Origin of the sequence: Pseudomonas palmensis, assembly GCF_049942755.1 — a bacterium.
Classification (GTDB): Bacteria; Pseudomonadota; Gammaproteobacteria; order Pseudomonadales; family Pseudomonadaceae; genus Aquipseudomonas; species Aquipseudomonas palmensis.
Genome location: NZ_CP187958.1, coordinates 1,609,975 through 1,634,980 on the forward strand (window position 1 = coordinate 1,609,975; position 25,006 = coordinate 1,634,980).

General features: G+C 67.5%; 22 protein-coding genes. 15 read left to right on the forward strand and 7 right to left on the reverse strand.

The genetic code is table 11. The features are described from left to right. Positions 1-188 precede the first annotated feature (188 nt). The 12 genes from ACPRTJ_RS07330 (at position 189) to ACPRTJ_RS07385 (ending at position 15,094) form a co-directional block, all read left to right on the forward strand. A complete protein-coding gene (locus tag ACPRTJ_RS07330) occupies positions 189-1,247 on the forward strand; it encodes an ATP-NAD kinase family protein (protein ID WP_043860465.1) in 1,059 nt (352 codons plus the stop codon). Positions 1,248-1,269: 22 nt separating this feature from the next. After that, positions 1,270-2,247, forward strand: a complete 978-nt coding sequence (locus ACPRTJ_RS07335; RefSeq protein ID WP_043860466.1) for a thiamine pyrophosphate-dependent dehydrogenase E1 component subunit alpha — start codon at positions 1,270-1,272, stop codon at positions 2,245-2,247. Between the two features lie 39 nt (positions 2,248-2,286). Then, positions 2,287-3,306 (forward strand): alpha-ketoacid dehydrogenase subunit beta, encoded by a 1,020-nt coding sequence (locus ACPRTJ_RS07340; protein ID WP_058541559.1) that lies wholly within the window; start codon positions 2,287-2,289, stop codon positions 3,304-3,306. Beyond that, the gene (locus ACPRTJ_RS07345; RefSeq protein ID WP_058541560.1) at positions 3,303-4,409 is read left to right on the forward strand and encodes an acetoin dehydrogenase dihydrolipoyllysine-residue acetyltransferase subunit; all 1,107 of its coding nucleotides are present in this window, start codon (positions 3,303-3,305) and stop codon (positions 4,407-4,409) included. Before ACPRTJ_RS07340 ends, ACPRTJ_RS07345 begins: the two co-directional genes overlap by 4 nt. A gap of 223 nt (positions 4,410-4,632) precedes the next feature. Then, on the forward strand, positions 4,633-5,511 hold the full coding sequence (gene prmA / locus ACPRTJ_RS07350; protein WP_043860469.1) for a 50S ribosomal protein L11 methyltransferase: 879 nt from the start codon (positions 4,633-4,635) through the stop codon (positions 5,509-5,511). A 40-nt stretch (positions 5,512-5,551) separates the two neighbouring features. Beyond that, positions 5,552-6,883: a DUF3426 domain-containing protein gene (locus tag ACPRTJ_RS07355; protein ID WP_278929519.1), complete on the forward strand. Its 1,332-nt coding sequence runs from the start codon at positions 5,552-5,554 to the stop codon at positions 6,881-6,883. A 207-nt stretch (positions 6,884-7,090) separates the two neighbouring features. Continuing rightward, on the forward strand, positions 7,091-8,104 hold the full coding sequence (gene dusB, locus ACPRTJ_RS07360; protein ID WP_043860471.1) for a tRNA dihydrouridine synthase DusB: 1,014 nt from the start codon (positions 7,091-7,093) through the stop codon (positions 8,102-8,104). Beyond that, entirely contained in the window at positions 8,101-8,421 is a 321-nt protein-coding gene (gene fis / locus ACPRTJ_RS07365) for a DNA-binding transcriptional regulator Fis (RefSeq protein WP_003186237.1), read from the forward strand. Before dusB ends, fis begins: the two co-directional genes overlap by 4 nt. A gap of 82 nt (positions 8,422-8,503) precedes the next feature. Beyond that, positions 8,504-10,111 (forward strand): bifunctional phosphoribosylaminoimidazolecarboxamide formyltransferase/IMP cyclohydrolase, encoded by a 1,608-nt coding sequence (gene purH, locus ACPRTJ_RS07370; RefSeq protein WP_058541562.1) that lies wholly within the window; start codon positions 8,504-8,506, stop codon positions 10,109-10,111. A 181-nt stretch (positions 10,112-10,292) separates the two neighbouring features. After that, on the forward strand, positions 10,293-11,588 hold the full coding sequence (purD, locus tag ACPRTJ_RS07375; protein WP_426428494.1) for a phosphoribosylamine--glycine ligase: 1,296 nt from the start codon (positions 10,293-10,295) through the stop codon (positions 11,586-11,588). A 92-nt stretch (positions 11,589-11,680) separates the two neighbouring features. After that, positions 11,681-14,458 carry a hybrid sensor histidine kinase/response regulator gene (locus ACPRTJ_RS07380; protein WP_043860474.1) on the forward strand — a complete coding sequence of 926 codons (2,778 nt, stop codon included), beginning with the start codon at positions 11,681-11,683 and terminating at the stop codon, positions 14,456-14,458. A gap of 39 nt (positions 14,459-14,497) precedes the next feature. Continuing rightward, entirely contained in the window at positions 14,498-15,094 is a 597-nt protein-coding gene (locus ACPRTJ_RS07385) for a MarC family protein (RefSeq protein WP_043860475.1), read from the forward strand. Between the two features lie 3 nt (positions 15,095-15,097). Here the strand turns inward: ACPRTJ_RS07385 and ACPRTJ_RS07390 are convergent, their stop codons facing one another. From ACPRTJ_RS07390 to cobG, 7 genes are all read right to left on the reverse strand, one after another. Next, a complete protein-coding gene (locus ACPRTJ_RS07390; protein ID WP_043860476.1) occupies positions 15,098-15,751 on the reverse strand; it encodes a hypothetical protein in 654 nt (217 codons plus the stop codon). Further along, entirely contained in the window at positions 15,738-16,469 is a 732-nt protein-coding gene (locus ACPRTJ_RS07395; protein WP_426428496.1) for a hypothetical protein, read from the reverse strand. Before ACPRTJ_RS07395 ends, ACPRTJ_RS07390 begins: the two co-directional genes overlap by 14 nt. 55 nt (positions 16,470-16,524) lie before the next feature. Beyond that, positions 16,525-17,316, reverse strand: coding sequence for a hypothetical protein (locus ACPRTJ_RS07400; RefSeq protein ID WP_058541565.1), 792 nt, complete (start codon positions 17,314-17,316; stop codon positions 16,525-16,527). A 128-nt stretch (positions 17,317-17,444) separates the two neighbouring features. Beyond that, positions 17,445-19,151, reverse strand: coding sequence for a precorrin-3B C(17)-methyltransferase (cobJ, locus tag ACPRTJ_RS07405; RefSeq protein ID WP_229589700.1), 1,707 nt, complete (start codon positions 19,149-19,151; stop codon positions 17,445-17,447). Continuing rightward, positions 19,151-19,882, reverse strand: a complete 732-nt coding sequence (locus ACPRTJ_RS07410) for a precorrin-2 C(20)-methyltransferase (RefSeq protein ID WP_054916149.1) — start codon at positions 19,880-19,882, stop codon at positions 19,151-19,153. The genes cobJ and ACPRTJ_RS07410 overlap by 1 nt, the downstream gene beginning before the upstream one ends. Beyond that, positions 19,882-20,508 carry a precorrin-8X methylmutase gene (locus ACPRTJ_RS07415; RefSeq protein ID WP_426428498.1) on the reverse strand — a complete coding sequence of 209 codons (627 nt, stop codon included), beginning with the start codon at positions 20,506-20,508 and terminating at the stop codon, positions 19,882-19,884. The genes ACPRTJ_RS07410 and ACPRTJ_RS07415 overlap by 1 nt, the downstream gene beginning before the upstream one ends. Then, the gene (gene cobG, locus ACPRTJ_RS07420; RefSeq protein WP_426428500.1) at positions 20,501-21,844 is read right to left on the reverse strand and encodes a precorrin-3B synthase; all 1,344 of its coding nucleotides are present in this window, start codon (positions 21,842-21,844) and stop codon (positions 20,501-20,503) included. The genes ACPRTJ_RS07415 and cobG overlap by 8 nt, the downstream gene beginning before the upstream one ends. A gap of 101 nt (positions 21,845-21,945) precedes the next feature. On the opposite strand from cobG, the gene cbiE reads away from it, so the two are divergent. Genes cbiE through ACPRTJ_RS07435 form a run of 3 tightly spaced genes read left to right on the forward strand, consistent with a single transcriptional unit; the run spans position 21,946 to position 24,954 of the window. Next, complete coding sequence (gene cbiE, locus ACPRTJ_RS07425; RefSeq protein ID WP_258661165.1) at positions 21,946-23,157, forward strand: precorrin-6y C5,15-methyltransferase (decarboxylating) subunit CbiE; 1,212 nt, start codon at positions 21,946-21,948, stop codon at positions 23,155-23,157. Then, positions 23,150-24,244 carry a cobalt-precorrin-5B (C(1))-methyltransferase gene (locus ACPRTJ_RS07430; protein WP_258661163.1) on the forward strand — a complete coding sequence of 365 codons (1,095 nt, stop codon included), beginning with the start codon at positions 23,150-23,152 and terminating at the stop codon, positions 24,242-24,244. The genes cbiE and ACPRTJ_RS07430 overlap by 8 nt, the downstream gene beginning before the upstream one ends. Next, on the forward strand, positions 24,241-24,954 hold the full coding sequence (locus ACPRTJ_RS07435) for a cobalt-precorrin-6A reductase (protein WP_054916152.1): 714 nt from the start codon (positions 24,241-24,243) through the stop codon (positions 24,952-24,954). Before ACPRTJ_RS07430 ends, ACPRTJ_RS07435 begins: the two co-directional genes overlap by 4 nt. Positions 24,955-25,006: the final 52 nt, after the last annotated feature.

Consider the following 25,006-nt stretch of genomic DNA (forward strand, 5'->3'; position numbering starts at 1 on the left):
CAAGCGGCGCCGTGAGACGCAGCGTCTCGGCGTCTCGCCGCGGCGCTGCCCGCACTGCAACGCAGCGTCTTGCCGACACCCCGCGAGTACGCCCCTGCAATGCTGCACAAAGGCTCTGGGTCAAGCCTTTCACCCAACCTGGCACCACCCTTGCTCCAGCCCTGGTACACAAGAACCAGAGGTGCGCCATGAGCCATCCCGCCCCCACCGTGGGCATCATCGTCAACCCGGCCTCGGGCCGCGACCTGCGCAGGCTTACCGCCAGCGCCGGCCTGTACTCCAGCACCGACAAGGCCTCGGCCGTGCAACGCCTGCTGGCCGCCTTCGCCGCCACCGGCATCCGGCGCGTGCTGCTGCCGCCGGACATGACCGGCATCGCCGCCGCCGTGCTCAAGGCCAGCAACGGCCCGCAGGCCGCCGGCCAGCGCTGGCCGCAACTGGACATCCTCGACATGCCGCTGCGCCAGACCGTGGAGGACACCCGCCTGGCCGCGCGCCAGATGCTCGCCCGCGGGGTCGCACTGATCGCCGTGCTCGGCGGCGACGGCACCCACAAGGCGGTGGCCGCCGAGGTCGGCGACATTCCGCTGCTGACCCTTTCCACCGGTACCAACAACGCCTTCCCCGAATTGCGCGAGGCCACCAGCGCCGGGCTGGCCGGCGGGCTGTTCGCCGCCGGGCGCATCCCGGCCCAGGTGGGCCTGCGCCGCAACAAGCGCCTGCTGGTGCGCGACCCGGCGCGGGAGCTGTGCGAATGGGCGCTGGTGGAAGTCGCGGTGTCGCCGCAGCGCTTCATCGGCGCCCGCGCCCTGAGCCGCGCCGAAGACCTTGCCGAAGTCTTCGCCACCTTCGCCGAACCCCATGCCATCGGCCTCTCGGCGCTGTGCGGGCTGTGGTGCCCGGTGTCGCGCCACGCCGCCGAAGGGGCCTGGGTGCGTCTTAACGGCCAGGCCGAACAGGCGCTGCTGGCGCCGCTGGCCCCTGGCCTGGTGCAAGGCTGCGGCATCACCGCCGCCGGCCCGCTGGCACCGGGCGTCGCCTACTCCCTGAGCCTGTCCAGCGGCACCCTGGCGCTGGACGGCGAGCGCGAGATCGAGTTCAGCGAGCACGACCGTCCCACCGTCACCCTCGACGCCCACGGCCCCCTGAGCATCGACGTGGAGGCCGTACTGGCCTTCGCCGCCCGCCATCGCCTGCTGGCGGTAGGCCGCGAACACCCGCAACACCCTGCGCACCCTCAGTGCTGAGACAACCCTGGAGAACAACAAGATGTCCACTCACCTGAACACCGAGCAACTCCTGCATGCCTACCGGGTCATGCGCACCATCCGCGCCTTCGAAGAGCGCCTGCACATCGAGTTCGCCACCGGCGAGATCCCAGGCTTCGTGCACCTGTATGCCGGCGAAGAGGCGTCGGCCGCCGGGGTCATGGCGCACCTGCGCGACAGCGACTGCATCGCCTCCAACCACCGCGGCCACGGCCACTGCATCGCCAAGGGCGTGGACGTGCACGGCATGATGGCCGAGATCTACGGCAAGAAGACCGGCGTGTGCGGCGGCAAGGGCGGCTCGATGCATATCGCCGACCTGGAAAAGGGCATGCTCGGCGCCAACGGCATCGTCGGCGCCGGCGCGCCCCTGGTGGCCGGCGCTGCCCTGGCGGCCAAGCTCAAGGGCACCGATGACGTGGCCGTGGTGTTCTTCGGCGACGGCGGCTCCAACGAGGGTGCGGTGTTCGAGGCCATGAACCTGGCCGCGATCATGAACCTGCCGTGCATCTTCGTGGCCGAGAACAACGGCTACGCCGAGGCCACCGCCTCCAACTGGTCGGTGGCGTGCGACCACATCGCCGACCGCGCCGCCGGCTTCGGCATGCCCGGGGTGACCATCGACGGCTACGACTTCTTTGCCGTGCACGAGGCGGCCGGCGCCGCCATCGAGCGTGCCCGCAGCGGGCAGGGCCCGTCGCTGGTGGAGGTCAAGCTGACCCGCTACTACGGCCACTTCGAAGGCGACGCGCAAACCTACCGCGCCCCGGACGAGGTGAAGAACCTGCGCGAAACCCGCGACTGCCTGATGCAGTTCCGCCAGCGCACCACCCGCGCCGGGCTGCTCGGCGACGCCCAGCTGGACCTGGTGGATGCCCAGGTCGAGGACCTGATCGAAGACGCCGTGCGCCGCGCCAAGTCCGACCCCAAGCCCCAGCCTGCCGACCTGCTCAGCGACGTGTACGTCGCCTACCCCTGAGCACGCTGCCCTTACAACAAGAACAATCGGAGAATCATCATGGCGAGAAAAATCAGCTACCAGCAGGCCATCAACGAAGCCCTGGCCCAGGAAATGCGCCGCGACCCCACGGTGTTCATCATTGGCGAGGACGTCGCCGGCGGTGCCGGTGCACCGGGCGAGAATGACGCCTGGGGCGGTGTGCTCGGCGTCACCAAGGGCCTTTACGGGCAGTTCCCCGGCCGCGTGCTGGACGCGCCGCTATCGGAAATCGGCTATGTGGGCGCAGCGGTCGGCGCCGCCACCCAGGGCCTGCGCCCGGTGTGCGAACTGATGTTCGTCGACTTTGCCGGCTGCTGCCTGGACCAGATCCTCAACCAGGCAGCCAAGTTTCGCTACATGTACGGCGGCAAGGCGGTCACCCCGCTGGTGATGCGCACCATGGTCGGCGCCGGCCTGCGCGCCGCCGCCCAGCACTCGCAGATGCTCACCTCGCTGTGGACCCACATCCCGGGCCTGAAGGTGGTGTGCCCGTCGTCGCCGTATGACGCCAAGGGCCTGCTGATCCAGGCGATCCGCGACAACGACCCGGTGATCTTCTGCGAGCACAAGCTGCTCTACAGCCTGCAGGGCGAAGTGCCGGAAGAGGTCTACACCGTGCCGTTCGGCGAGGCCAACTTCTTGCGTGACGGCGACGACATCACCCTGGTGACCTACGGGCGCATGGTCCACCTGGCCATGGAGGCGGCGGCCAACCTGGCGCGCCAGGGCATCGACTGCGAGGTACTCGACCTGCGCACCACCAGCCCGATGGATGAAGACAGCATTCTCGAAAGCGTGGAAAAGACCGGCCGCCTGGTGGTGATCGACGAAGCCAACCCGCGCTGCTCGATGGCCACCGACATCAGTGCGCTGGTGGCGCAGAAAGCCTTCGGCGCACTCAAGGGCCCGATCGAGATGGTCACTGCGCCGCACACCCCGGTGCCGTTCTCCGACGCGCTGGAAGACCTCTACATCCCCACCGCCGCCAAGATCGAGGCTGCCGTGCACACAGTGATGAAAGGGAGGGACGCGGCATGAGCCAGATCCATACCCTGACCATGCCCAAGTGGGGCCTGTCGATGACCGAGGGGCGCATCGACACCTGGCTCAAGCAGGAAGGCGAGCACATCAGCAAGGGCGACGAGGTGCTGGACGTGGAGACCGACAAGATCTCCAGCAGCGTCGAGGCCCCGTTCAGCGGCGTGCTGCGCCGTCAGATCGCCCGGCCCGACGAAACCCTGGCAGTGGGGGCGCTGCTGGCCGTGGTGGTCGAGGGCGAGGCCAGCGACGCGCAGATCGATGCGGTGGTACAGCGCTTTCAGGCCGAGTTCGTGCCCGGTGACGGCGCCGAGCAGGACAGCGGCCCGGCGCCGCAGAAAGTCGAGCTGGACGGGCACCGGGTGCGCTACTTCGACCTCGGCGAAGGCGGTACGCCGCTGGTGTTGATCCACGGCTTCTGCGGCGACCTGAACAACTGGATGTTCAACCACCCGGCGCTGGCCGCCGAGCGCCGGGTGATCGCCCTCGACCTGCCCGGGCATGGCGAGTCGGGCAAGCACCTGCAACGCGGCGACCTGGATGAGCTGAGCCAGAGCGTGCTGGCCCTGCTCGATCACCTGGACCTGGGGCGCGTGCACCTGGCCGGGCACTCCATGGGTGGTGCGGTGGCCTTGAACCTGGCGCGGCTGGCACCTGCGCGGGTGCAGTCGCTGAGCCTGATCGCCAGCGCCGGGCTGGGGCGCGAGATCAATGGCGGCTACCTGCAGGGCATCGTTGCGGCGGCCAACCGCAACGCCCTGAAGCCGCAGATGACGCAGCTGTTCTCCGACCCCGGGCTGGTGACCCGGCAGATGCTCGAGGACATGCTCAGGTTCAAGCGCCTGGAGGGGGTGGACGAGGCCCTGCGACAACTGGCCGACGCACTGGCCAGCGACGGCGTGCAGCGTCACGACCTGCGCCCGGTGGTGGCGCAGCAGCCGACGCTGGTGCTGTGGGGCAGCGATGACGCGATCATCCCGGCCACCCATGTGGACGGCCTGCCAGCCGAGGTGGCGATACTGCCGGGCCAGGGGCACATGGTGCAGCTGGAAGCGGCCGAGCAGGTCAATGCGCGACTGCTGGCGTTTTTGCGCGGGCACTGACCAGCACCGGTTTGTGTCTCGAGGGCTGCTCTGCAGCCCGATCGCGGGTCAAGCCCGCTCCCACAGGGATCACTGCCGTCTCTGTGGGAGCGGCTTGACCCGCGATCACGCCAGTACAGACACTGCAGCGCCCCCGATACAAACCCCTCGCACTCAAGTAAACTGGCGCGCTTCGCGCAGCCCCCAGCGGCTGCCCTCCACGAATTACCCAAAGGTGCCCGCCATGCCCTGGCTGCAAGTACGTCTGGCCATCAGCCCGGAACAAGCCGAAACCTACGAAGATGCCCTGCTCGAAGTCGGCGCCGTCTCCGTCACCTTCATGGACGCCGAAGACCAGCCGATCTTCGAACCGGACCTCAACACCACCCCGCTGTGGTCGCACACCCACCTGCTGGCCCTGTTCGAAGCCGACGCCGAACCCGAGGCAGTGTTTGCACACCTGCAACTGCTGACCGGGGCCGCCCTGCCCGAGCACCAGGCCGAAGTGATCGAAGACCAGGACTGGGAACGCAGCTGGATGGACAACTTCCAGCCCATGCGCTTCGGCCAGCGCCTGTGGATCGTGCCCAGCTGGCACGCCGCCCCCGAGCCGGACGCCGTCAACCTGCTGCTCGACCCGGGCCTGGCGTTCGGCACCGGCACCCACCCGACCACCGCCCTGTGCCTGGAATGGCTCGACGGCCAGGACCTGAACGGCACTGAAGTACTCGACTTCGGCTGCGGCTCGGGCATCCTCGCCATCGCCGCGCTGCTGCTGGGCGCACGCAAGGCAGTGGGCACCGACATCGACGTGCAGGCCATCGAGGCCTCGCGCGACAATGCCGGGCGCAACGGCATCGCCGACGCGCTGTTCGACCTGTACCTGCCCCAGGACATGCCGGCCATGCAGGCCGACGTGCTGGTAGCCAACATCCTCGCCGGCCCGCTGGTCTCGCTGGCCCCGCAGCTGTCCGGCCTGGTACGCCCCGGCGGCCTGCTGGCGCTGTCGGGCATCCTCGCCGAACAGGGCGATGAAGTGGCCGCTGCCTACGCCAAGGACTTCGACCTGGACCCGATCGCCGTGCGCGATGGCTGGGTACGCATCAGTGGTCGCCGGCGCTAACTGCGCCTAGACTACAACTCTGCACAACCCGGACCGCCGCATGACCGACAGTTTCGTCACCCAGTGCCCGCATTGCCAGACCAGCTTTCGCGTCAGCCACACTCAATTGAGTGTGGCCCGCGGGGTAGTGCGCTGCGGCAATTGCCTGCAGGTATTCAACGCCGCCAAGCAGCTGCTGGAGCAGAGTGCAGCGCAACAGGCGCTGCAGGTCGCCCCCGCGCTGCCGCCGGCAATGCCGTTGCCTGCGCCGGTGGCCGAACCCGAACATGCACCGCAGCCAGCGCCGCCGGCCGCCGCGCCGATCAGCCAGCGCGAATGGACGGCCAGCGCGCTGGACGTCGACCTCGACCAACTGGACCTCGACCAGGAACTCGCCCGCCTGGAGCAACGCGAAATCCAGCCGATCAGCGAGTTCAAGCGCAGCCAGGCCGAAGACTTCGACCTGGCGCCACGCCGCGAGGACAGCCTCAGCGCCCAGCGCGACGGCCCGGACGACACCTCGTACACCGACAGCCTGTTCAGCAGCCCCGCCGACGAACGCGAAGCCCAGGCAACGCCGCAGCCGCCGCTGGTCGACGAACCCGTCCCGGCTGTCGTGGCGCTGCCGGGCGAGCGCACCGAACCCTCGCTGTCGCTGGACCTGGACGGCCTGGATGACGAGCCCCCGCTGCGCGAGCAGCCCCTCCACGACCCCGACGTGGTGGCCGAGCACCTGTCGGCACGCGACCCGGGTGATGAGCCCGATACGCCGGACCCGGCGCTCGACGACGCCCCGAATACCCGCCACGAACCCGACCTTGGCCCGATGGCCGCACGCTCGCCGCGCAAGCCGGCGCTGGTCGACATCGTCGACGACCCGCTGCAGCTCGACTGGCAGAAGCCGCGCAGCCACTGGGGCCGGCGCCTGCTGTGGGCGCTGCTGACTCTGCTGGCTGGCGCGGCACTGGCTGGCCAGTACATCGCCTATCACTTCGACGAACTGGCCCGCCAGGACCAGTACCGCCCCTGGTTCCAGCAGCTGTGCCCGCAACTGGGCTGCGAAGTGCCTTCCAAGGTCGACATCGCCCGCATCAAGAGCAGCAACCTGGTGGTCCGCAGCCACCCGGACTTTGCCGGCGCGTTGATCGTGGACGCGATCATCTACAATCGTGCGCCCTTCTCGCAGCCATTCCCGCTGCTGGAGCTGCGGTTTGCCGACCTCAACGGCCAACTGATCGCCAGCCGTCGCTTCAAGCCCGGCGAGTACCTGAGCGGCGAGCTGGCCGGCAAGGCCGAAATGCCCAGCCAGACCCCGATCCACATCGCCCTGGACATCCTCGATCCGGGCCCGAAGGCGGTCAACTACAGCCTGAGCTTCCGCTCGCCGGAGTAAACCCAGCGACCAGCGGCAAGCTTCAGGCGGCAAGAGAAAAGCGCGGTATCACGCCACTCCTGCTTTTGGCTGGGGCTTGAAGCTTGTCGCTTGCCGCTCAAACTGTTCATATTTTATCCAGATCGACCTTTATCCGGTCACCGAGAGCGGGTATCATGCCCACCCTTTTTCGAACTCTAAGATCGGCCCCCACAACAGGGAACTCCTATGTCGGCGGTACGCATCGGCCCATACACACTGCAGAACGCCCTGATCCTTGCCCCGATGGCCGGGGTCACGGACCAGCCTTTTCGTCAGCTGTGCCGACGAATGGGCGCAGGCCTGGTGGTGTCCGAAATGGTCAGCAGCGACATGAGCCTGTGGAACAGCCGCAAGTCGCGCCTGCGCATGATTCACGATGGCGATCCCGAGCCCCGCTCGGTGCAGATCGCCGGCGGTGACGCGCAGATGCTCGCGGCCGCGGCCCGGGCCAATGTCGAGGCCGGCGCGCAGATCATCGATATCAACATGGGCTGCCCGGCAAAAAAAGTCTGCAACAAAGCTGCAGGCTCTGCTTTATTGAAGGATGAAGTGCTGGTCAACGAGATCCTCCAGGCGGTGGTCGCCGCCGTGGACGTACCCGTTACCCTCAAGATCCGCACCGGCTGGGACCGGGACAACAAGAATGGCCTGACCGTGGCGAAGATCGCCGAGCAGGCAGGCATTCAGGCACTGGCCGTACATGGCCGCACCCGTGCCGACCTGTACACCGGCGACGCCGAGTACGACACCATCGCCGCCATCAAGCAGGCGGTGTCGATACCGGTATTTGCCAATGGCGACATCACGTCGCCGCAAAAGGCCCGACAGGTGCTCGACGCCACCGGCGCCGACGGCCTGCTGATCGGCCGCGCCGCCCAGGGGCGGCCGTGGATCTTTCGCGAGGTCGAGCACTACCTGCGCACCGGCGAGCTGTTGCCGGCACCGCAGTTGGCTGAAGTGGAACGAATTCTGCTGGAGCACCTGGCCGCGCTGCACGCCTTCTATGGCGATGTGATGGGTGTGCGTATCGCCCGCAAGCATGTGGGCTGGTACCTGGCAACGTTACCGGGCGCCAGGGAGTTTCGCGCCCGCTTCAATGGTTTGGAAGAAACACACGCGCAGTGCGCCGACGTTCGCGAGTTTTTCCGCGAACGTGAACAGAGCCTTGAGACAGAGGACGGACAAGGGGTGGCCGCATGACGATGATGACCGAGACTTTAGTGAGTGGAACAACGCCCGTGAGCGACAACGTCAACCTGAAACAGCACCTGAACACCCCGAGCGAAGAGGGCCAGACCCTTCGCGGGAGCGTGGAGAAGGCGCTGCACAACTACTTTGCGCACCTCGAGGGCGCTGCTGTCACGGACGTGTACAACCTGGTGCTCTCTGAAGTCGAGGCACCCTTGCTCGAAAGCGTGATGAACTACGTCAAGGGCAACCAGACCAAGGCCAGCGAGCTGCTGGGGCTCAACCGGGGCACCTTGCGCAAGAAGCTCAAGCAGTACGATCTGCTGTAACAACGAATCCACACCAGAAAAGGCGGCTCCCATTCGATGAGGTCGCCTTTTTTGCTGACTCCACCGCGTTATGGAATCTGAAATGACCGACCAGACTACCCGCCTGCCGATCCGCCGCGCCTTGATCAGCGTTTCCGACAAGACCGGAATCCTCGAATTCGCCCGTGAGCTGCAACAGCTCGGCGTCGAGATCCTGTCCACCGGTGGCACCTTCAAGTTGCTCCAGGACAATGGCGTCGCCGCGGTGGAAGTTGCCGACTACACCGGCTTTGCCGAAATGATGGACGGCCGGGTCAAGACCCTGCACCCCAAGATCCACGGTGGCATCCTCGGCCGTCGCGGTACCGATGACGCCATCATGGCCGAGCACGGGATCAAGCCGATCGACCTGGTCGCCGTCAACCTGTACCCCTTCGAAGCCACCATCTCCAAGCCGGGCTGCGACCTGCCGACCGCCATCGAGAACATCGACATCGGCGGCCCGACCATGGTTCGCTCGGCGGCCAAGAACCACAAGGACGTGGCCATCGTGGTCAACGCCAGCGACTACGGCCAGGTACTCGAGAGCCTCAAGGCCGGTGGCCTGACCTACGCCCAGCGCTTCGACCTGATGCTCAAGGCGTTCGAGCACACCGCCGCCTACGACGGCATGATCGCCAACTACATGGGCACCGTGAACCAGTCGGCCGACACCCTGAGCACCGAAGACCGCAGCCAGTTCCCGCGCACCTTCAACAGCCAGTTCGTCAAGGCCCAGGAAATGCGCTACGGCGAGAACCCGCACCAGAGCGCGGCGTTCTACGTCGAGGCCAAGCCGAGCGAGGCCGGCATCGCCACCGCCACCCAGCTGCAGGGCAAGGAGCTGTCGTACAACAACGTGGCCGACACCGACGCCGCGCTGGAATGCGTCAAGAGCTTCGTCAAGCCGGCCTGCGTGATCGTCAAGCACGCCAACCCGTGCGGCGTGGCCGTCAGCCCGGACGCCGAGGGCGGCATCCGCCAGGCCTACGAGCTGGCCTACGCCACCGATACCGAATCAGCCTTCGGCGGCATCATCGCGTTCAACCGCGAGCTGGATGCCGAAACCGCCAAGGCCATCGTCGAGCGTCAGTTCGTCGAAGTGATCATCGCCCCGAGCGTGAGCGAAGAAGCCCGCGCCGTGGTGGCCGCCAAGGCCAACGTGCGCCTGCTGGCGTGCGGCCAGTGGTCGGCCGAGCGTGCCGCTGCCTGGGACTACAAGCGCGTCACCGGCGGCCTGCTGGTACAGAGCCGCGACATCGGCATGATCACCGAGGGCGACCTGAAGGTGGTGACCAAGCGTGCGCCGACCGAGCAGGAAATCCACGACCTGATCTTCGCCTGGAAAGTGGCCAAGTACGTCAAGTCCAACGCCATCGTCTACGCCAAGAACCGCCAGACCATCGGTGTCGGCGCCGGCCAGATGAGCCGCGTGAACTCGGCGCGCATCGCCGCGATCAAGGCCGAGCATGCCGGCCTGCAGGTACAGGGTGCGGTCATGGCCTCGGATGCGTTCTTCCCGTTCCGCGACGGTATCGACAACGCGGCCAAGGTGGGTATCACTGCGGTGATCCAGCCGGGCGGTTCGATGCGTGATGCCGAGGTGATTGCTGCGGCGGACGAAGCCGGCATCGCGATGGTGTTCACCGGCATGCGCCACTTCCGTCACTGACCAACAGAAAAGGTGCAGACATATCCCTGTGGGAGCGGGCTTGACCCGCGATGCGAGCGACGCGGTACTTCCTGATCGCGTGGCCCCCATCGCGGGTCAAGCCCGCTCCCACAGGACCTCGCTCTTGCAATGACTTGCACAGAACAGCACTCATCCGAATTAGCGTCATCGAGGTTTTGACATGAACGTTTTGATCATCGGTAGCGGCGGCCGCGAACACGCCCTGGCCTGGAAAGTTGCCCAGGACCCTCGCGTCGAGACTGTCTTCGTCGCCCCCGGCAACGCCGGCACCGCCACCGAAGCCAAGTGCAAGAACGTCGACATCGACGTCACCGCCCTGGACCAACTGGCCGACTTCGCCGAGAAGTACGTCGCCCTGACCATCGTCGGCCCCGAGGGCCCGTTGGTGGCCGGCGTGGTCGACCTGTTCCGCAGCCGCGGCCTGGACTGCTTCGGCCCCACCAAGGGCGCGGCGCAGCTGGAAGGCTCCAAGGCCTTCACCAAGGACTTTCTGGCCCGTCACAAGATCCCGACCGCCGACTACCAGAACTTCACCGAAGTGGAGCCGGCCCTGGCCTACCTGCGCGAAAAAGGCGCACCGATCGTGATCAAGGCCGACGGCCTGGCCGCGGGCAAGGGCGTGATCGTCGCCATGACCCTGGCTGAAGCCGAGGACGCGGTACGCGACATGCTCGCCGGCAATGCCTTCGGCGACGCCGGTTCGCGCGTGGTCATCGAAGAGTTCCTCGACGGCGAGGAAGCCAGCTTCATCGTCATGGTCGACGGGCAGAACGTGCTGCCGATGGCCACCAGCCAGGACCACAAGCGCGTCGGCAACGCCGACACCGGCCCCAACACCGGCGGCATGGGCGCCTACTCGCCAGCCCCGGTGGTCACTGCCGAGGTCCACCAGCGCGTGATGGACCAGGTGATCTGGCCGACCGTCAACGGCATGGCTGCCGAAGGCAACGTGTACACCGGCTTCCTGTATGCCGGGCTGATGATCGACAAGGCCGGCAACCCCAAGGTCATCGAGTTCAACTGCCGCTTCGGCGACCCGGAAACCCAGCCGGTGATGCTGCGCCTGGAATCGAGCCTGGTGCTGCTGATCGAAGCGGCGTTCGCCAAGGCCCTGAACAAGGTCGAAGCGCAGTGGAACCCGCAGCCGAGCCTGGGCGTTGTACTGGCCGCCGGCGGCTACCCGGGCGACTACGCCAAGGGTGCACCGATCAGCGGCCTGGACGCCGCAGCCAAGCTCACCGGCAAGGTGTTCCATGCCGGTACCGCCCTCAAGGACGGCCAGGTGGTCACCAGCGGTGGTCGCGTACTGTGTGCCACTGCCCTGGGTGAGACCGTCGAAGCCGCGCAGCAGCAGGCCTACCGCCTGGCCGCCGAAATCGAGTGGGACGGCAGTTTCTACCGCACCGACATCGGCTACCGCGCCATCGCCCGTGAACGTGGCGAGCACCAGGAGTAAGCTGACACGGCAAGGCTCCAAAGGGGCCTTGCCTTCGGCTTGGCACGCCGCGCATAGTTGCAAACCGGCATTTGGCTAGGAAGGGATATCTCGTGCGTTGGCTCAGGATTGCCATTGGACTCACCGTCAGCCTGCTGACTCTGCTCTGCCTGTTCCCGGCCACGGCCGATTCGGGCAGTGGGTGGTCGGTATTGCTCGACGATCAGGCCAACCTGCAACTGAGCGACATCCGTTCCGAGCGTTACCGTAACCAGTTCAGTCCCATCGAGCTCAACCAGCTCGATGCCGCCGAGCCCCAGCAGGCGCTCTGGCTGCATTACCACCTGCCCCCACACCAGCCCGAACAGGTACTGCGCCTGTTCGCCCCGGACCTGTCGCACCTGAACCTGTATGTGGTCGACGGCGCCCGGCTGATCGAGCAGTCCCACAACGGCCGCCCGGACACCAACGGCCCGGTGAGCCTGACCACCAACGATCACCTGCTGGCGGTGCCGAGCAGCGACCAGGCCCAGGACCTCTACCTGCGGCTGGTCTCCGAGCACCAGCTGCGGCCCGGCATCAGCCTGATGCCCGCCGTGAGCGCCGCCGCCGACCAGCGCCAGCCACTGCTGTTCGGGTTGCTGTTCGGCTGCATGGGCATGCTGATCCTGCACAACCTGGTGCGCTTCGGCTATTCGCGCTCCACCAGCAGCCTGTGGCTGGCCGGCTACCACAGCCTGATGCTGCTCAGCGCGCTGATCCTGCTCAACCTGAGCGGGCCGTGGAACCTCTGGCAGACTTCGCAGACCCCGGCCGCCTACCTCACCGCCCTGCTCGCCAGCCTCTGCGGGCTGGCCTTCACCCTGCGCTTCTTCGCCCCCCTGCAGCAGCCGCGCCTGGCCCGCCTGCTGCAAGGCGAGATCCTGCTGATCGCCATCGGCGGCCTGTTGCTGCTGTTCGTCGACACCTTGCCGTTGAACCTGGCCACCTACGCGCTGGTGGCCCTGGCCAGCCTGAGCATGCTGATCACGGCCGTTTGCCACTGGGTGCGCGGCTTCGCCCCGGCGCGCCTGTTCAGCCTGGCCATGCTGGTGTTCAACCTGGGCTGCCTGGTGGTGCTGCCGGCGCTGCTGGGCCTTACCCGCACCCCCACCGAATGGCTGCTGTTCATCCTGCTGGGGTTCACCGCCTTCACCGGCCTTCTGCTCAACATGGCCCTGGGCGAGCGCCTGCGCAGCATCAGCGAGGCGCGCTTCAGCGCCAGCCGCGAGCTGGCCGCCAGCACCGCCGAAATCAACGCCAAGGCAGAGTTTCTGGCACGCATCAGCCACGAGATCCGCACCCCGATGAACGGTGTGCTGGGCATGACCGAACTGCTGCTGGGCACCCCGCTGTCGGTCAAGCAGCGCGACTATGTGCAGACCATCCACAGTGCCGGCAACGAGCTGCTGACCCTGATCAACGAGATCCTCGACATCTCCAAGCTCGAGTCCGGCCAGATCGAGCTGGATGACGTGCAGTTCGACCTCAACGCCCTGATCGAGGACTGCCTGAGCATCTTCAGGGCCAAGGCCGAACAGCAGAACATCGAACTGATCAGCTTCACCCAGCCGCAGGTGCCGCGGGTCATCAGCGGTGACCCCACGCGCCTGCGTCAGGCCCTGCTGAGCCTGCTGGAAAACGCCCTGAAAAAGACCGAGCAGGGCGAGATCCTGCTGGTGGTGGCACTGGACCAGCGCGGCAGCAGCCCGCGCCTGCGCCTGGCCGTGCAGGACAGCGGCGAACCGATCCCGCCCAGCGAGCGCGAGGCATTGCTGCAGGCCGAGTTGCACAGCGAGCACGTGCTGTCGAGCAACAAGCTCGGCGGCCTGCTGGGCCTGGTGATCGCCAAGCAACTGATCGCCCTGATGCAGGGCGAGTTCGGCATCAAGACCAGCCACAACCAGGGCAACACCCTGTGGATGACCCTGCCGCTGGACCCGCAGCGCCTCGAACAGCCCGCCGCCGACCTCGACGGCCCGCTGCGCGATGCCCGGGTGCTGGTGGTGGACGACAACGACACCTGCCGCAAGGTGCTGGTGCAGCAGTGCAGCGCCTGGGGCATGAACGTGAGCGCCGTGCCCTCGGGCAAGGAAGCCCTGGCCCTGCTGCGCACCAAGGCGCACCTGCGCGACTACTTCGATGCCGTGCTGCTCGACCAGAACATGCCCGGCATGACCGGCATGCAACTGGCCGCCAAGATCAAGGAAGATCCGAGCCTGAACCACGACATCCTGATCATCATGCTCACCGGCATCACCAATGCGCCGAGCAAGGTCATCGCCCGCAACGCCGGGGTCAAGCGCATCCTGGCCAAGCCCGTGGCCGGCTACACCCTCAAGACCACCCTGGCCGAAGAACTGGCCCAGCGCAGCAAGGGCCAGATGCTCGGCATGCAGCCGCCCAGCCTGGCCACCCCGCTGGACGTGCCCGCCGACTTCCGCATCCTGGTGGCCGAAGACAACAACATCTCCACCAAGGTGATCCGCGGCATGCTCGGCAAGCTCAACCTGGAGCCCGACACCGCCAGCAACGGCGAGGAAGCCCTGCAGGCCATGAAGGCGCAGCGCTACGACCTGGTGCTGATGGACTGCGAGATGCCGGTGCTGGACGGCTTCTCGGCCACCCAGCAGCTGCGCGCCTGGGAGGCGGTCAGCCTGCGCCCGCGCACGCCGGTGGTGGCGCTGACCGCGCACATCCTGGCCGAGCACAAGGAGCGCGCACGCCAGGCCGGCATGGACGGGCACATGGCCAAGCCGGTGGAGCTGTCGCAACTGCGCGAACTGATCGAATACTGGGTGGCCCACCGCAAGCCCCACGAGCAGCCCGACAACGCGCCCGTCCCCCACTGATACACTTGCCCAACGCCCCCTTTGCCGCGAGCCCACGCCATGCTCCATGAGTTGTTCAGCGTCTACCTGAAGATGCTCGTGCTCTACAGCCCGTTCTTCGTCCTGTCCTGCTTCATCAGCCTGACCCGCGGCCACTCCAGCAAGGAGCGCAAGCAACTGGCCTGGCGCGTGGCGCTGGCGGTACTGATCGCCAGCGTGCTGCTGTACCTGTTCGGGCGGGCAATCTTCGGCATCTTCGGCATCACCCCCGACGCGTTTCGCATCGGCGCCGGCAGCGTGCTGTTCATCTCGGCGCTGGGCATGGCCCAGGGCAAGTCGGCGGTCAACACCGACAACGTGCAGCAGGACGTGACCATCGTGCCGTTGACCATCCCGCTGACCGTCGGCCCCGGCACCATCGGTGCGCTGCTGGTGATGGGCGTCAGCCAGCCGCACTGGGACGACAAGCTGCTGGCCATCGTGAGTATCGCCCTGGCCAGCTTCACCGTTGGCCTGGTGCTGTTTCTGTCGCACCGCATCGAACGGCTGCTTGGCGACCAGGGCCTGCAGATCGTCAGCCGGCTGATGGGCCTGTTCGTGTGCGCCCTGGCGGCGCAGATCATCTTCACCGGGATCAAGGGCTACCTGGTGCTCTAGCCCCTACCGGTCCTGGAAGAAACCTTCCGAGAGTGCCCGGGTCTGGGCCAGTACGAACGTGCGATGGCTCGCGTACGCCTGGCGATCGAACAGGTAGCAGCCACCATGGGGCGTCAGGGTCACGTAGCGCCGGTAGGTATCGGTCAGAAAGCCGTGTTCGACGTCCACTTCAAAGCGCATCACCAGCCCGCAGAAACACAGCATGGGCTGGTTGCGTCGATCGGTGAAACAGGGCGTGACCTTGCAGTGCATGGCCTTCTCCACGTCGCGCCTGGGCATGGCCGAAGACTCGAAGTGGCGCCGGGCCTTGGTCTCCAGGTCGAGGTCGCGCAGCGACTGGCTGATCACCTGGTGAAACAGCACCTCGGCGTCCCGCTGTACCACCGTGACCTCGAAGGCACGCACCTGCGCCAGGTCGTGGGCAGCCGTGGACACCGACGACAGAAAGCTGATCAGGCGGCAACCATGCCGCAGCAGGCAGGCATGGTGGAACTCATTCCAGGCCTGCGGCGAGGCATGCTGGCCAACCGCTTTGCTGGCGTACATCTCGGCGTACACCATCAGGTCCATCATGTCCTGCATGTCGGCAGGGTCCATGCCCTCACCGAACGACACCCGGTTGTCGCCGATCACCTGCGAACGTTCAGTGGAGGTCATGGGTGCCCCCTTGCAGCGAGCCGTCGGCCTTGGCCTTGGCCTTGGCCTGCGGCACCACCCGCCTGAGCACAACGGCATCGTCCTCCAGGGCTGCCACCGTCATCTCGCGCAGTCGCGCATACCGCGCAACCGACAACTGCTTGTGGCTGTAGAAGAACAGCGCGTCGCCCGGGCTGTCGACCCCACAGAACGTCTGGTGCAGAAAGTCCTGCTGAAGCGGCACCACCAGCGCCAGGCTCACAAACAGGCTGAACACCTGGTCTGGCGCAGTACACGCACTGAGCTGGAAGTTGATCGCCGTGCGCTGGCTGGCCTGGCTGTGCGCGAGCACCTGGGCACGAAACAGCTGGCGCGCCGGGTGCTCGTAGGCCAGTTCGCAAATCTGCTCCAGCATGTCGGTCATCTGCCGCACGATGGCCGCAGGCAACTTCTTCTTCAGGTGCCTGGTCACCAGCGCGACGATGCTCAGGTCATCCAGGCCGGCGAACCTGGACACATCGGACTGCACGGTCTGGGTGCTCCACATGAGCTGGCCCAGGCCGTCCACATTGCGCTTGAACCAGGCCCGGGGGTTGGCGGTGACCAGGCCGTCCTGGTTGGCCGACACCTGCGCCAGCAAGTGGGAGTTCAATACATCATCCCTGTCCGGTGCGCTCAACCCGCCGGGAAATGAAATCAGCTGCGCACCATTGACCCATGTCTCGTACTGCATTGCCATGCCTCGACTCCTTGAGGATAGCGGCACCGGCGCCTTGACACCGGTGCCGGTAGAATTACTTCTTCTTGATTTTCCTGAAGAAGTTATCCGAGGAAATACCCATGTAGTCGTGGATGTCGTCTTTGTTGCGCTGATAGACACGTTCGTTCCAGTTGACCATGGTGGCCACCTGAGTGATGTCCATGGTTTCGTTGTCCCACTTCCAGAACAGTGCGCCGCCCTTGTCGGTACGCTTGTTGTATTCAAGCCCGATGAACAGTGTCACGGCTTCGCCGTTATCCGTTTCAAGGCACGGCAGAATGCGGCAACTGTCCTTGCTCGCGCCGGTGCTGTTGTTGTTGAACAGGGTGATCATGTCCTCGTCGCCCTTGAGCTTGTCGAGGGCCCTGGAAACCAGCGGGATCATGGCGGCTGCGTTGCCACCGGCCACCGAGGCGACGATTTCCAGCACCACGCTGTCCATGGTGATGTCGCGCTTGCTGGTGTTGTAGCTCTGACGGTCCGAACTGGTCATGAACCAGCCGGCGTGCAGCATGGCCTCCCGGTAGGCTGCCAGCCATTGCAGGGGCTGCTCCTGGATACTGCCCGAGGTGTTGGCCACCATCTCGGCGAACAGGGTGGCGTCCTTGGCCATCTGGCGCTTGTCCGCCGACAGCTTGTCGGCAAAGGTCAGAATCGTCGGGCCTTCGCTGGTCATCAGTGCCACTTCGCCCGCTTCGTCATCGAGCCCTTCACTGGCCAGCAGCCCGCGCATGGACAGCGGCGAATGCTGAAGATCCGGTACTTCCAGGTTGCTGAAGAATTCAGCGCTTTTTTCCGCGCAGGGAAACACAGTCGAGTTATCCATAACATCATCCTTGTTCAGTTTTGGTTTGCCGCGGCACAGCCAGGCCACTGCAAACTATCACCGGGCCTGCATGAAAAAAGGTGCGCCCGTTTCCAGGCGCACCTTTTTTTCCCTACGAGACCCTGTGGCTATCCAGGGCGGCCGGCGCCATACCAACGCGGCGTGTACACCCACTCGCCACCGTCGGCACGCGCGAAGGTGCAGGTGGTGGACGACCCCACCAGCACCATGGTGCGCATGTCCACCTGCTCTGGCGTCAGCTCGCCCAGGGTCAGGGTGCGCAGGGTCTGGCCGGGGCGGCCGATGTCACGGCCCAGCACCACCGGGGTGGCTGGCGTTCGGTGCTGGCGCACGATCTCCAGGGCACGCCCCAGCTGCCAGGGCCGCGAGCGCGAGATCGGGTTGTAGAAGGCCAGCGCCAGGTCGGCCTGGCAGGCGAGGTCCAGGCGTTTCTCGATGATGTCCCAGGGCTTGAGGTTGTCCGACAGCGACAGCACGCAGAAGTCATGCCCCAGCGGCGCACCGGCCTGCGCGGCGGTGGCCAGCGAGGCCGAGACGCCCGGCAGCACCTGCAGCTCGACGCTGTGCCACTGCGGGTCCGTCGACTCGTGCAGGGCTTCGAGCACCGCCGCTGCCATGGCGAACACACCCGGGTCGCCCGACGATACCACCACCACCGAGCGGCCTTGCGCGGCCAGCTCGAAGGCATGCCGTGCGCGCTGCATTTCTTCGCGGTTGTCGGTGCAGTGCAGCACCTGATCGGCGCGGAACGGGCCGGCCATGCGCACATAGGTTTCATAACCCAGCACGTCATTGGCGCGTGCCAGCTCGGCCTTGACCGCCGGCACCATCAGGTCGGCGGCGCCCGGGCCCAGGCCGATCACCGCCAGGCGGCCACGGGCGCGCCCGATCCGTTGCGGGTCGATCGGCTGGCCGGCCACCGCAATCGCCACGCCCTCGCCTGCGCACTGCGGCGCCAGCAACTGCGGCCAGGCCTGCGCGGCCAGCTCGGCAACGCTGCCGGCCGCCGGGGCGAAGCGCAACGGCACGCCCAGCTCGGCCGCTGCCGCGTGCAACGCCGGGCTGGCCATCTCGCTGTCGGCCGCCAGCAGGCAGGCCAATGCCGGCTCGGCGATCTTCGCGCGGTGCAGCGCCGCACGCACCGCCGCGGCCAGCTCCGGCACCTGGGCACTCACGGCCACCAGCACGCAGCGCGGGTAGATCACCAGCTCGTTGGCGTCGGCCTCACGTGCATCGCAGCCCACGTGAATGGCCAGCTGCGCCTGCTCGCTCTGCGGCAGTTGCGCCTGTTCCAGCCACGGCGCGGCGCCATCGATGCGCACGCTTTCACCGGCCAGCAGGTCGGACACGAAACGCTTGCCCAGCTCCAGGTCGGCCAGCGCATAACCACTGGGCGGGTTGAGCAGGCAGGTGCCGAAGCGCAGCTCGCCGCTGGTGGTGATGGCCGGCGCCACGCCGAGGCCGGCGGCGATCTCGCGGGCCAGCCCGTTGACCCCGCCCAGCCCGCCCAGCAGCGGCACCACGGCGCTGCCGTCTTCGGCCACGGCCAGTACCGGCGGTTCGGCGCCCTTCTCCAGCAGCACGCTGGCCAGGCTGCGAATCACGATGCCGGCGGCGCACAGGGCAATGATCGGGGTGTCCTGCTGGTACAACTGGCGCAGGGTGGCGCCGAAGTCCTGGTAGCTGCGGTCCGTGCCCTCGACCCGCCCGGCCAGGCCGTGGATCAATGCATCGGGGTACAGCTGCTGGAGCCTGCGGGCAGTGGCCAGGCTGCCCTTGCCCAGGATCACGATGGCCGGTGCGTGAGATGTCATCACCCTTGCCACCGTTCACCCGGCACGATGATCAGCGAGAAGTATGGCGAGGACTGCGGGTCAACCGCATCCAGCGCCACGATCTTCTGGTTGGCCATGGTCGCGCGCTCCACGTACAGCGCTCGCTCGGCCAGGCCCAGTTCGGCCAGCACCTGGCGCACCTTGGGGAAATTGCGCCCCAGCTTCATGATCACCGCCGCGTCGGCATCGGCCAGGCGGCGCTTGAGCTCGTCGGCCGGCAGCACGCCCGACAGCACCGACAGGCTCTGGTTGCGGTACACCAGTGGCGCGCCGAGTACCGAGGCGCCCCCGAGCATCGAGCACACGCCGGGGATCACCTGGGCCTCGTAGCGCTCGGCCAGGCGGTCGTGCAGGTACATGTAGGAGCCATAGAAGAACGGGTCGCCTTCGCAGATCACCGCCACGTCGCGGCCGGCATCCAGGTGCGCGGCCACTTCCAGGCTGGCGCCGTCGTAGAAGTCGCTGATCACCTGTTCATACGACAGCGGCGCCGGCAGTGCCTCGGTGGTCACCGGGTACACCAGCGGCAGCAATGTCTGCGCCTGCTGCAGGTGCGCCTCGATGATGCCGAAGGCATTGCCGCGCTTGCCCTTGGCCACGAAATACGCCACCACTGGCGCCTCGCGCAGCAGGCGCAGCGCCTTGACCGTGATCAGTTCGGGGTCGCCGGGGCCCACGCCCAGGCCAAGCAGTCGTCCGCGTGGCTGCATCATTCGACCTCCGTGGCCAGGGCATTGACCGCCGCTGCTGCCATCGCGCTGCCGCCCAGGCGGCCCTCGACGATCACGAACGGCACGCCACGGCTGTCGGCCGCGAGCATCGCCTTGGACTCGGCCGCGCCGACGAAACCGACCGGGAAACCGAGGATCAGCGCAGGCTTCGGCGCCCCTGCATCGATCATCTCGAGCAGGTAGAACAATGCGGTCGGCGCATTGCCGATCACCACCACGCTGCCTTCCAGGTGCGGGCGCCACAGCTCCAGGGCCACCGCCGAGCGGGTGTTGCCCAGCTCCTTGGCCAGGCCCGGCACGCTGTCGTCGCGCAGGGTGCAGATCACCTCGTTGTTGGCCGGCAGGCGTGCACGGGTGATGCCTTCGGCGACCATGCGCGCATCGCACAGGATCGGCGCACCGTTGGCCAGCGCCTCGCGCCCGGCCTTGCCGGCGCCTTCGCTGAAGCGCAGCTTGTCGACCACCTCGACCATGCCGCAGGCATGGATGATCCGCACCGCGAGTTTTTCCAGGTCGGCCGGGATCCGCTCCAGGCGAGCCTCCTGGCGAATGATGGCGAAGGAGTTGCGGTAGATCTCCTGGCCGTCGCGGATGTAATCAATCATCGGGGTTGCTCCGTAGGCGGGCGTCGAGTTGCGCGCCCGCTTCTTTCAATGTCAGGTTGCGCCCGCCAGGGGCGCCCAGGCCCGGCTGCGCCGGGTCGTGAAAATACAGGTCGTAATGCCCGGGCCCGACCGCCAGCAGGGTGGCCGGTGCACGGTGGGCCAGCGCGCAGGAACGCGCGCAGCCGCTCAGGTGAATGCCGGCCACCGGGCCCGGCTCGCGCAGCAGCGCCGCCAGTTGCACGGCGTCGGCCTTGGTGTCGGCCAGGGCCTTGGCGCAGCCGGCCGAACCGGTGCAGGCCACCATGCGCGCCAGCGGCTGCGCCGGGTCGCACAGCAAGCCCAGCGCTGCCAGCCCGGCCAGCGCCTGCTCGGCGTCGGTGGCGGCAAGATTGGGCAGCAGCAGGCTTTGCCAGGGCGTCATGCGCAGGCTGGCGTCGCCCAGGCTGCTGGCCAGGTGCGCGGCGCCACGCAACTGCGCGGCGCTCAGGCGCCCCAACGGTGCGGCGGCGCCCACCGCGACCCTGCCCGTCTGGCGCTGTGGGTAGACACCCAGATGGCGGGCCTGGTCACGTCGCGGCCGGCGCCAGCCCAGCACCGCGTGGTCGCGGCGCAGCGCCACGCCAAGGCCCTGCACGAAAGCCTCGCTGCCGCATTCGGCCAGCAACTGGCGCATGCGCGCCTGCTGCGCAGTGGCCAGGTCGAGAAACCGCTGCAACACCGCCAGCACCAGCGCGTGCCCAGCGGCCAGCGGCACCGCGCCCAGCGCACCCTCCTCGGCCGGGCAGCCGGCCAGGCCGAAGGCCAGCCACACCTCGCCGTCCAGGCGCAGTGCCGACAGCCACAGGTCGTGGGGGTGGGTGAGCATGGCCAGGTCTTCGCCAGCGTCCAGTTGCACGGCGAACTTGGCAGACAACTGATGAAAGCGCTCGCAGGTCTGCAGCGATTCGAGGATCTGCCCCGCCAGCGCCCGGCTGTCGAACAGCATGGCCGGGTCGAGACCGGCCGCCGGGCTGAGCATCAGGTTGCGCACATCGTCGCCCGCCGCCTGGCGCGGGCCCAGGCCGGCGTCGAGCAGGCATGCCACCAGCCCGGCGTGGTCGGCACCGATGCCGCGAATCTGCAGGTTGCTGCGGTTGGTTACCTCGATCACGCCGCCGGCAAAGCGCTCGGCGGCGTCGGCCACTGCGTGTGCCTGGGCCGCGCTCAGGGTGCCGGCGTCGAGCTTGATGCGTGAAATGCCGCCGTCCAGCGCCTGCACGATACGCCACAACCCCGGGCAGGCCGAGGGGCGAAGAGCTGGAGTGGGCAGGGGTTGTGGCAAGGGATCACCCGGCAATCGTCAAAAGGCGCTGGTAGCACAAAGGCGCGGTATTATGCCTGCTTTGTCCGTCGGCAGGCTAAGCCAGCCGGTCGGATAGGCAAGCGAAGAGGAACGGCATGGCGCCCTGGTTGACGGTAGTAGGTATTGGCGAAGACGGCTTCACGGGCCTGGGCAAACAGGCTCGGCATGCCCTGCTGCGGGCCACCAAGGTGTTCGGCAGCCCGCGCCAGCTGGCCCTGCTGCCCCACTGCTCGCGCGCCGAACGGGTCGCCTGGCCCAGCCCGTTTTCCCTGGCGCCGCTGCTGGCCGAACGTGGCGAGCCGGTGTGCGTGCTGGCCAGCGGCGACCCGATGCTCTACGGCGTAGGCGCCAGCCTGGCGCGCCAGCTGCCGGCCGAGGCCATGCGGGTGCTGCCTGCCCCGTCCTCCTACTCGCTGGCCGCCGCCCGCCTGGGCTGGCCCCTGCAGGACGTGGTCACGCTGTCGGTGGTAGCGCGCCCGGTCGCCGCCGTGGCCGCCCACCTGTACAGCGGCCAGCGCCTGCTGGTGCTGAGCAATGACCGCAGCAGCCCCGCCGCCCTGGCCGCCCTGTTGTGCGAGCGCGGCTTCGGCCCCAGCCACCTGAGCGTGCTGGAGCACCTGGGCGGCGCCGACGAACGGCGCATCGATGCCCGTGCCGATGGCTGGCAGGACGCCGACTTCGCCGACCTCAACCTGGTGGCCATCGACTGCCGGGCCGGCGCCGATGCACCGCGCCTGTCGCCGCTGGCCGGCCTGCCCGATTCGGCCTTCGCGCACGACGGGCAGATCACCAAGCGCGACGTGCGCGCCATCACCCTCGCCCGCCTGGCCCCGCAGCCGGGCGAGCTGCTGTGGGACGTGGGCGCCGGCAGCGGCTCGATCGGCATCGAATGGATGCGCGCCCACCCCAGCTGCCGGGCACTGGCCATCGAGGCCGACGCCGGCCGCCAGCAACTGATCGAACACAACCGCGACGCCCTGGGCGTGCCTGGCCTGCAACTGGTGCGCGGGCGCGCCCCGCAGGCGTTGCAGGGCCTGGAACGGCCCCACGCGATCTTCATCGGTGGCGGCGTGACCCGCGAGGGCGTGCTGGACGAATGCTGGGCGCACCTGCGCCCCGGTGGCCGGCTGGTGGCCAATGCCGTGACCCTGCAGAGCGAGACCCTGCTGATGAGCTGGCGCGAACGTCATGGCGGCGAGCTCACCCGTATCCATGTGGCCCAGGCGCAGCCGCTGGGCGAGTTCGACACCTGGCGCCAGGCGCTGCCGATCACCCTGCTTGATCTGGTAAAGCCCCTCGATGCGTGACGAAACCGCAGAACAGCCGGCGCCGCTGCGCAGCGGCCTGACCACGGGCAGCTGCGCCACTGCCACCAGCCTGGCGGCGGCGCGCCTGCTGTTGAGCGGGCAATGCGACGACGCGGTGCACATCACCCTGCCCAAGGGCAGACAGGTGCAGATGCGCCTGGAGTTCTGCCGGCTGGCCGGGCCAGGCGCCGAAGCCGGCACCCTCAAGGATGCCGGCGACGACCCCGACGTGACCCATGGCGCGCTGCTCTACAGCCAGGTGCGGCTGCTGGCCGAGCCGGGCGTACGTTTTGTCGCCGGCATCGGCGTGGGCACCGTGACCCGCCCCGGGCTGGTGCTGGGGGTGGGCGAGCCGGCGATCAACCCGGTGCCGCGGCGCATGATGACCGAGCACCTGCAGCGTCTGGCGCTGGAGTGCGATTACGCGGGGGGCTTCGAGGTCACCGTGAACGTGCAGGACGGCGACAGCCTGGCCCTCAAGACCATGAACCCGCGCCTGGGCATCCTCGGCGGGCTGTCGATTCTGGGCACCAGTGGCATCGTGCGGCCGTTTTCCTGCGCGGCCTACATTGCCTCGATCCACCAGGGCATCGACGTGGCCAAGACCAATGGCTACGAACACATTGCCGCGTGTACCGGCAATGCCAGCGAAGACACCATGCGCCGGGTCTACGGCATTCCCGACATCGCCCTGATCGAGATGGGCGATTTTGTCGGCGCGGTGCTCAAGCACCTGCGCAAGGTGCCGGTTGGCAAGCTGAGCATCTGCGGCGGCTTCGGCAAGATCAGCAAACTGGCGGCCGGGCACATGGACCTGCACAGCCGGCATTCGAGCATCGACCTGCCACAACTGGCTGGCTGGGCAGCGGCGGTAGGTGCCGACACCGCGTTGCAGGCGGCGATCATCGGCGCCAACACCAGCCAGCAGGCGTTGGCCCTGGCCAGTGCGGCGGGGGTCGGGCTGGGGGATGCGGTGTGCGAGCACGCGCTGGCTTTCGCCCGTAGCGTGGTGCCGGCGCAGGTACAGGTGGAGGTGTTCGCCATCGACCGCCAGGGCGGCATCGTCGGCCGGGCGGGTGTTCGATGAGCCGGCGCATCCTGTTGCTGGGCGGCGTGACCGAGGCGCTGTTGATAGCCCGTCAGCTGGGCCCGCAGCACGTCTACAGCCTGGCCGGTATCGGCCGGGTGCCCAGCGACCTGGCGTGCCAGGTGCGGGTGGGCGGCTATGGTGGGGCCGAGGGCCTGGCCGCTTACCTGCGGGCCGAAGGCATCGGTCTGGTGATCGACGCGACCCACCCGTATGCGGCGCAGATCAGCCGCAATGCGGCGCAGGCAGCGCGCCTGGCCGGGGTTGAATGCTGGGCGTTGCGGCGCCCGGCGTGGCAGGCGCAGGCCGGTGACGACTGGCGGGAAGTGGCGGACTGGACGCAGTTGATCGAGGCATTGAAACCGTTTCGCCGGCCCTTGTTCACCCTGGGGCGCGAGCCGTTGCAGCACCTGCACGAGATACCCGCGCAGCAGTTCTGGACCTTGCGCGCGCTGGAGGCGTGCGAGGGGAATGCGCGATGCGAAGTGATCGGCGCGCGGGGGCCGTTTCGCCTGGAGGATGAACGGGCGTTGTTCGAGCGTTGCCGGGTGGATGTGCTGATCAGCAAGAACAGTGGCAGCGCCGCGACCGAACCCAAGCTCGAAGTGGCGCGCGAGCGGGGTGTGCCGGTACTGATCCTGAAGCGGCCGGCGCTGGCGGGGGTGGATCGGGAGTTCGTGGGCGTCGCCGATGTGCTGGCGGCGCTTTGACGGGTGCACACAGCTCCAGAGTCGATCAAAAAAGGCTGACACAAGGTCAGGG

Bases quoted from the DNA above. Each gene is read 5' to 3' on its own strand.
- ACPRTJ_RS07345 (WP_058541560.1), top strand. From the start codon at position 3,303: ATGAGCCAGATCCATACCCTGACCATGCCCAAGTGGGGCCTGTCGATG.
- cobJ (WP_229589700.1), bottom strand. From the start codon at position 19,151: ATGACATCTCACGCACCGGCCATCGTGATCCTGGGCAAGGGCAGCCTG.
- purD (WP_426428494.1), top strand. From the start codon at position 10,293: ATGAACGTTTTGATCATCGGTAGCGGCGGCCGCGAACACGCCCTGGCC.
- ACPRTJ_RS07400 (WP_058541565.1), bottom strand. From the start codon at position 17,316: ATGGATAACTCGACTGTGTTTCCCTGCGCGGAAAAAAGCGCTGAATTC.
- ACPRTJ_RS07330 (WP_043860465.1), top strand. From the start codon at position 189: ATGAGCCATCCCGCCCCCACCGTGGGCATCATCGTCAACCCGGCCTCG.
- fis (WP_003186237.1), top strand. From the start codon at position 8,101: ATGACGATGATGACCGAGACTTTAGTGAGTGGAACAACGCCCGTGAGC.
- ACPRTJ_RS07355 (WP_278929519.1), top strand. From the start codon at position 5,552: ATGACCGACAGTTTCGTCACCCAGTGCCCGCATTGCCAGACCAGCTTT.
- ACPRTJ_RS07390 (WP_043860476.1), bottom strand. From the start codon at position 15,751: ATGACCTCCACTGAACGTTCGCAGGTGATCGGCGACAACCGGGTGTCG.
- ACPRTJ_RS07410 (WP_054916149.1), bottom strand. From the start codon at position 19,882: ATGCAGCCACGCGGACGACTGCTTGGCCTGGGCGTGGGCCCCGGCGAC.
- ACPRTJ_RS07340 (WP_058541559.1), top strand. From the start codon at position 2,287: ATGGCGAGAAAAATCAGCTACCAGCAGGCCATCAACGAAGCCCTGGCC.
- cbiE (WP_258661165.1), top strand. From the start codon at position 21,946: ATGGCGCCCTGGTTGACGGTAGTAGGTATTGGCGAAGACGGCTTCACG.
- ACPRTJ_RS07335 (WP_043860466.1), top strand. From the start codon at position 1,270: ATGTCCACTCACCTGAACACCGAGCAACTCCTGCATGCCTACCGGGTC.
- ACPRTJ_RS07430 (WP_258661163.1), top strand. From the start codon at position 23,150: ATGCGTGACGAAACCGCAGAACAGCCGGCGCCGCTGCGCAGCGGCCTG.
- ACPRTJ_RS07395 (WP_426428496.1), bottom strand. From the start codon at position 16,469: ATGGCAATGCAGTACGAGACATGGGTCAATGGTGCGCAGCTGATTTCA.
- prmA (WP_043860469.1), top strand. From the start codon at position 4,633: ATGCCCTGGCTGCAAGTACGTCTGGCCATCAGCCCGGAACAAGCCGAA.
- purH (WP_058541562.1), top strand. From the start codon at position 8,504: ATGACCGACCAGACTACCCGCCTGCCGATCCGCCGCGCCTTGATCAGC.
- ACPRTJ_RS07385 (WP_043860475.1), top strand. From the start codon at position 14,498: ATGCTCCATGAGTTGTTCAGCGTCTACCTGAAGATGCTCGTGCTCTAC.
- ACPRTJ_RS07435 (WP_054916152.1), top strand. From the start codon at position 24,241: ATGAGCCGGCGCATCCTGTTGCTGGGCGGCGTGACCGAGGCGCTGTTG.
- ACPRTJ_RS07415 (WP_426428498.1), bottom strand. From the start codon at position 20,508: ATGATTGATTACATCCGCGACGGCCAGGAGATCTACCGCAACTCCTTC.
- dusB (WP_043860471.1), top strand. From the start codon at position 7,091: ATGTCGGCGGTACGCATCGGCCCATACACACTGCAGAACGCCCTGATC.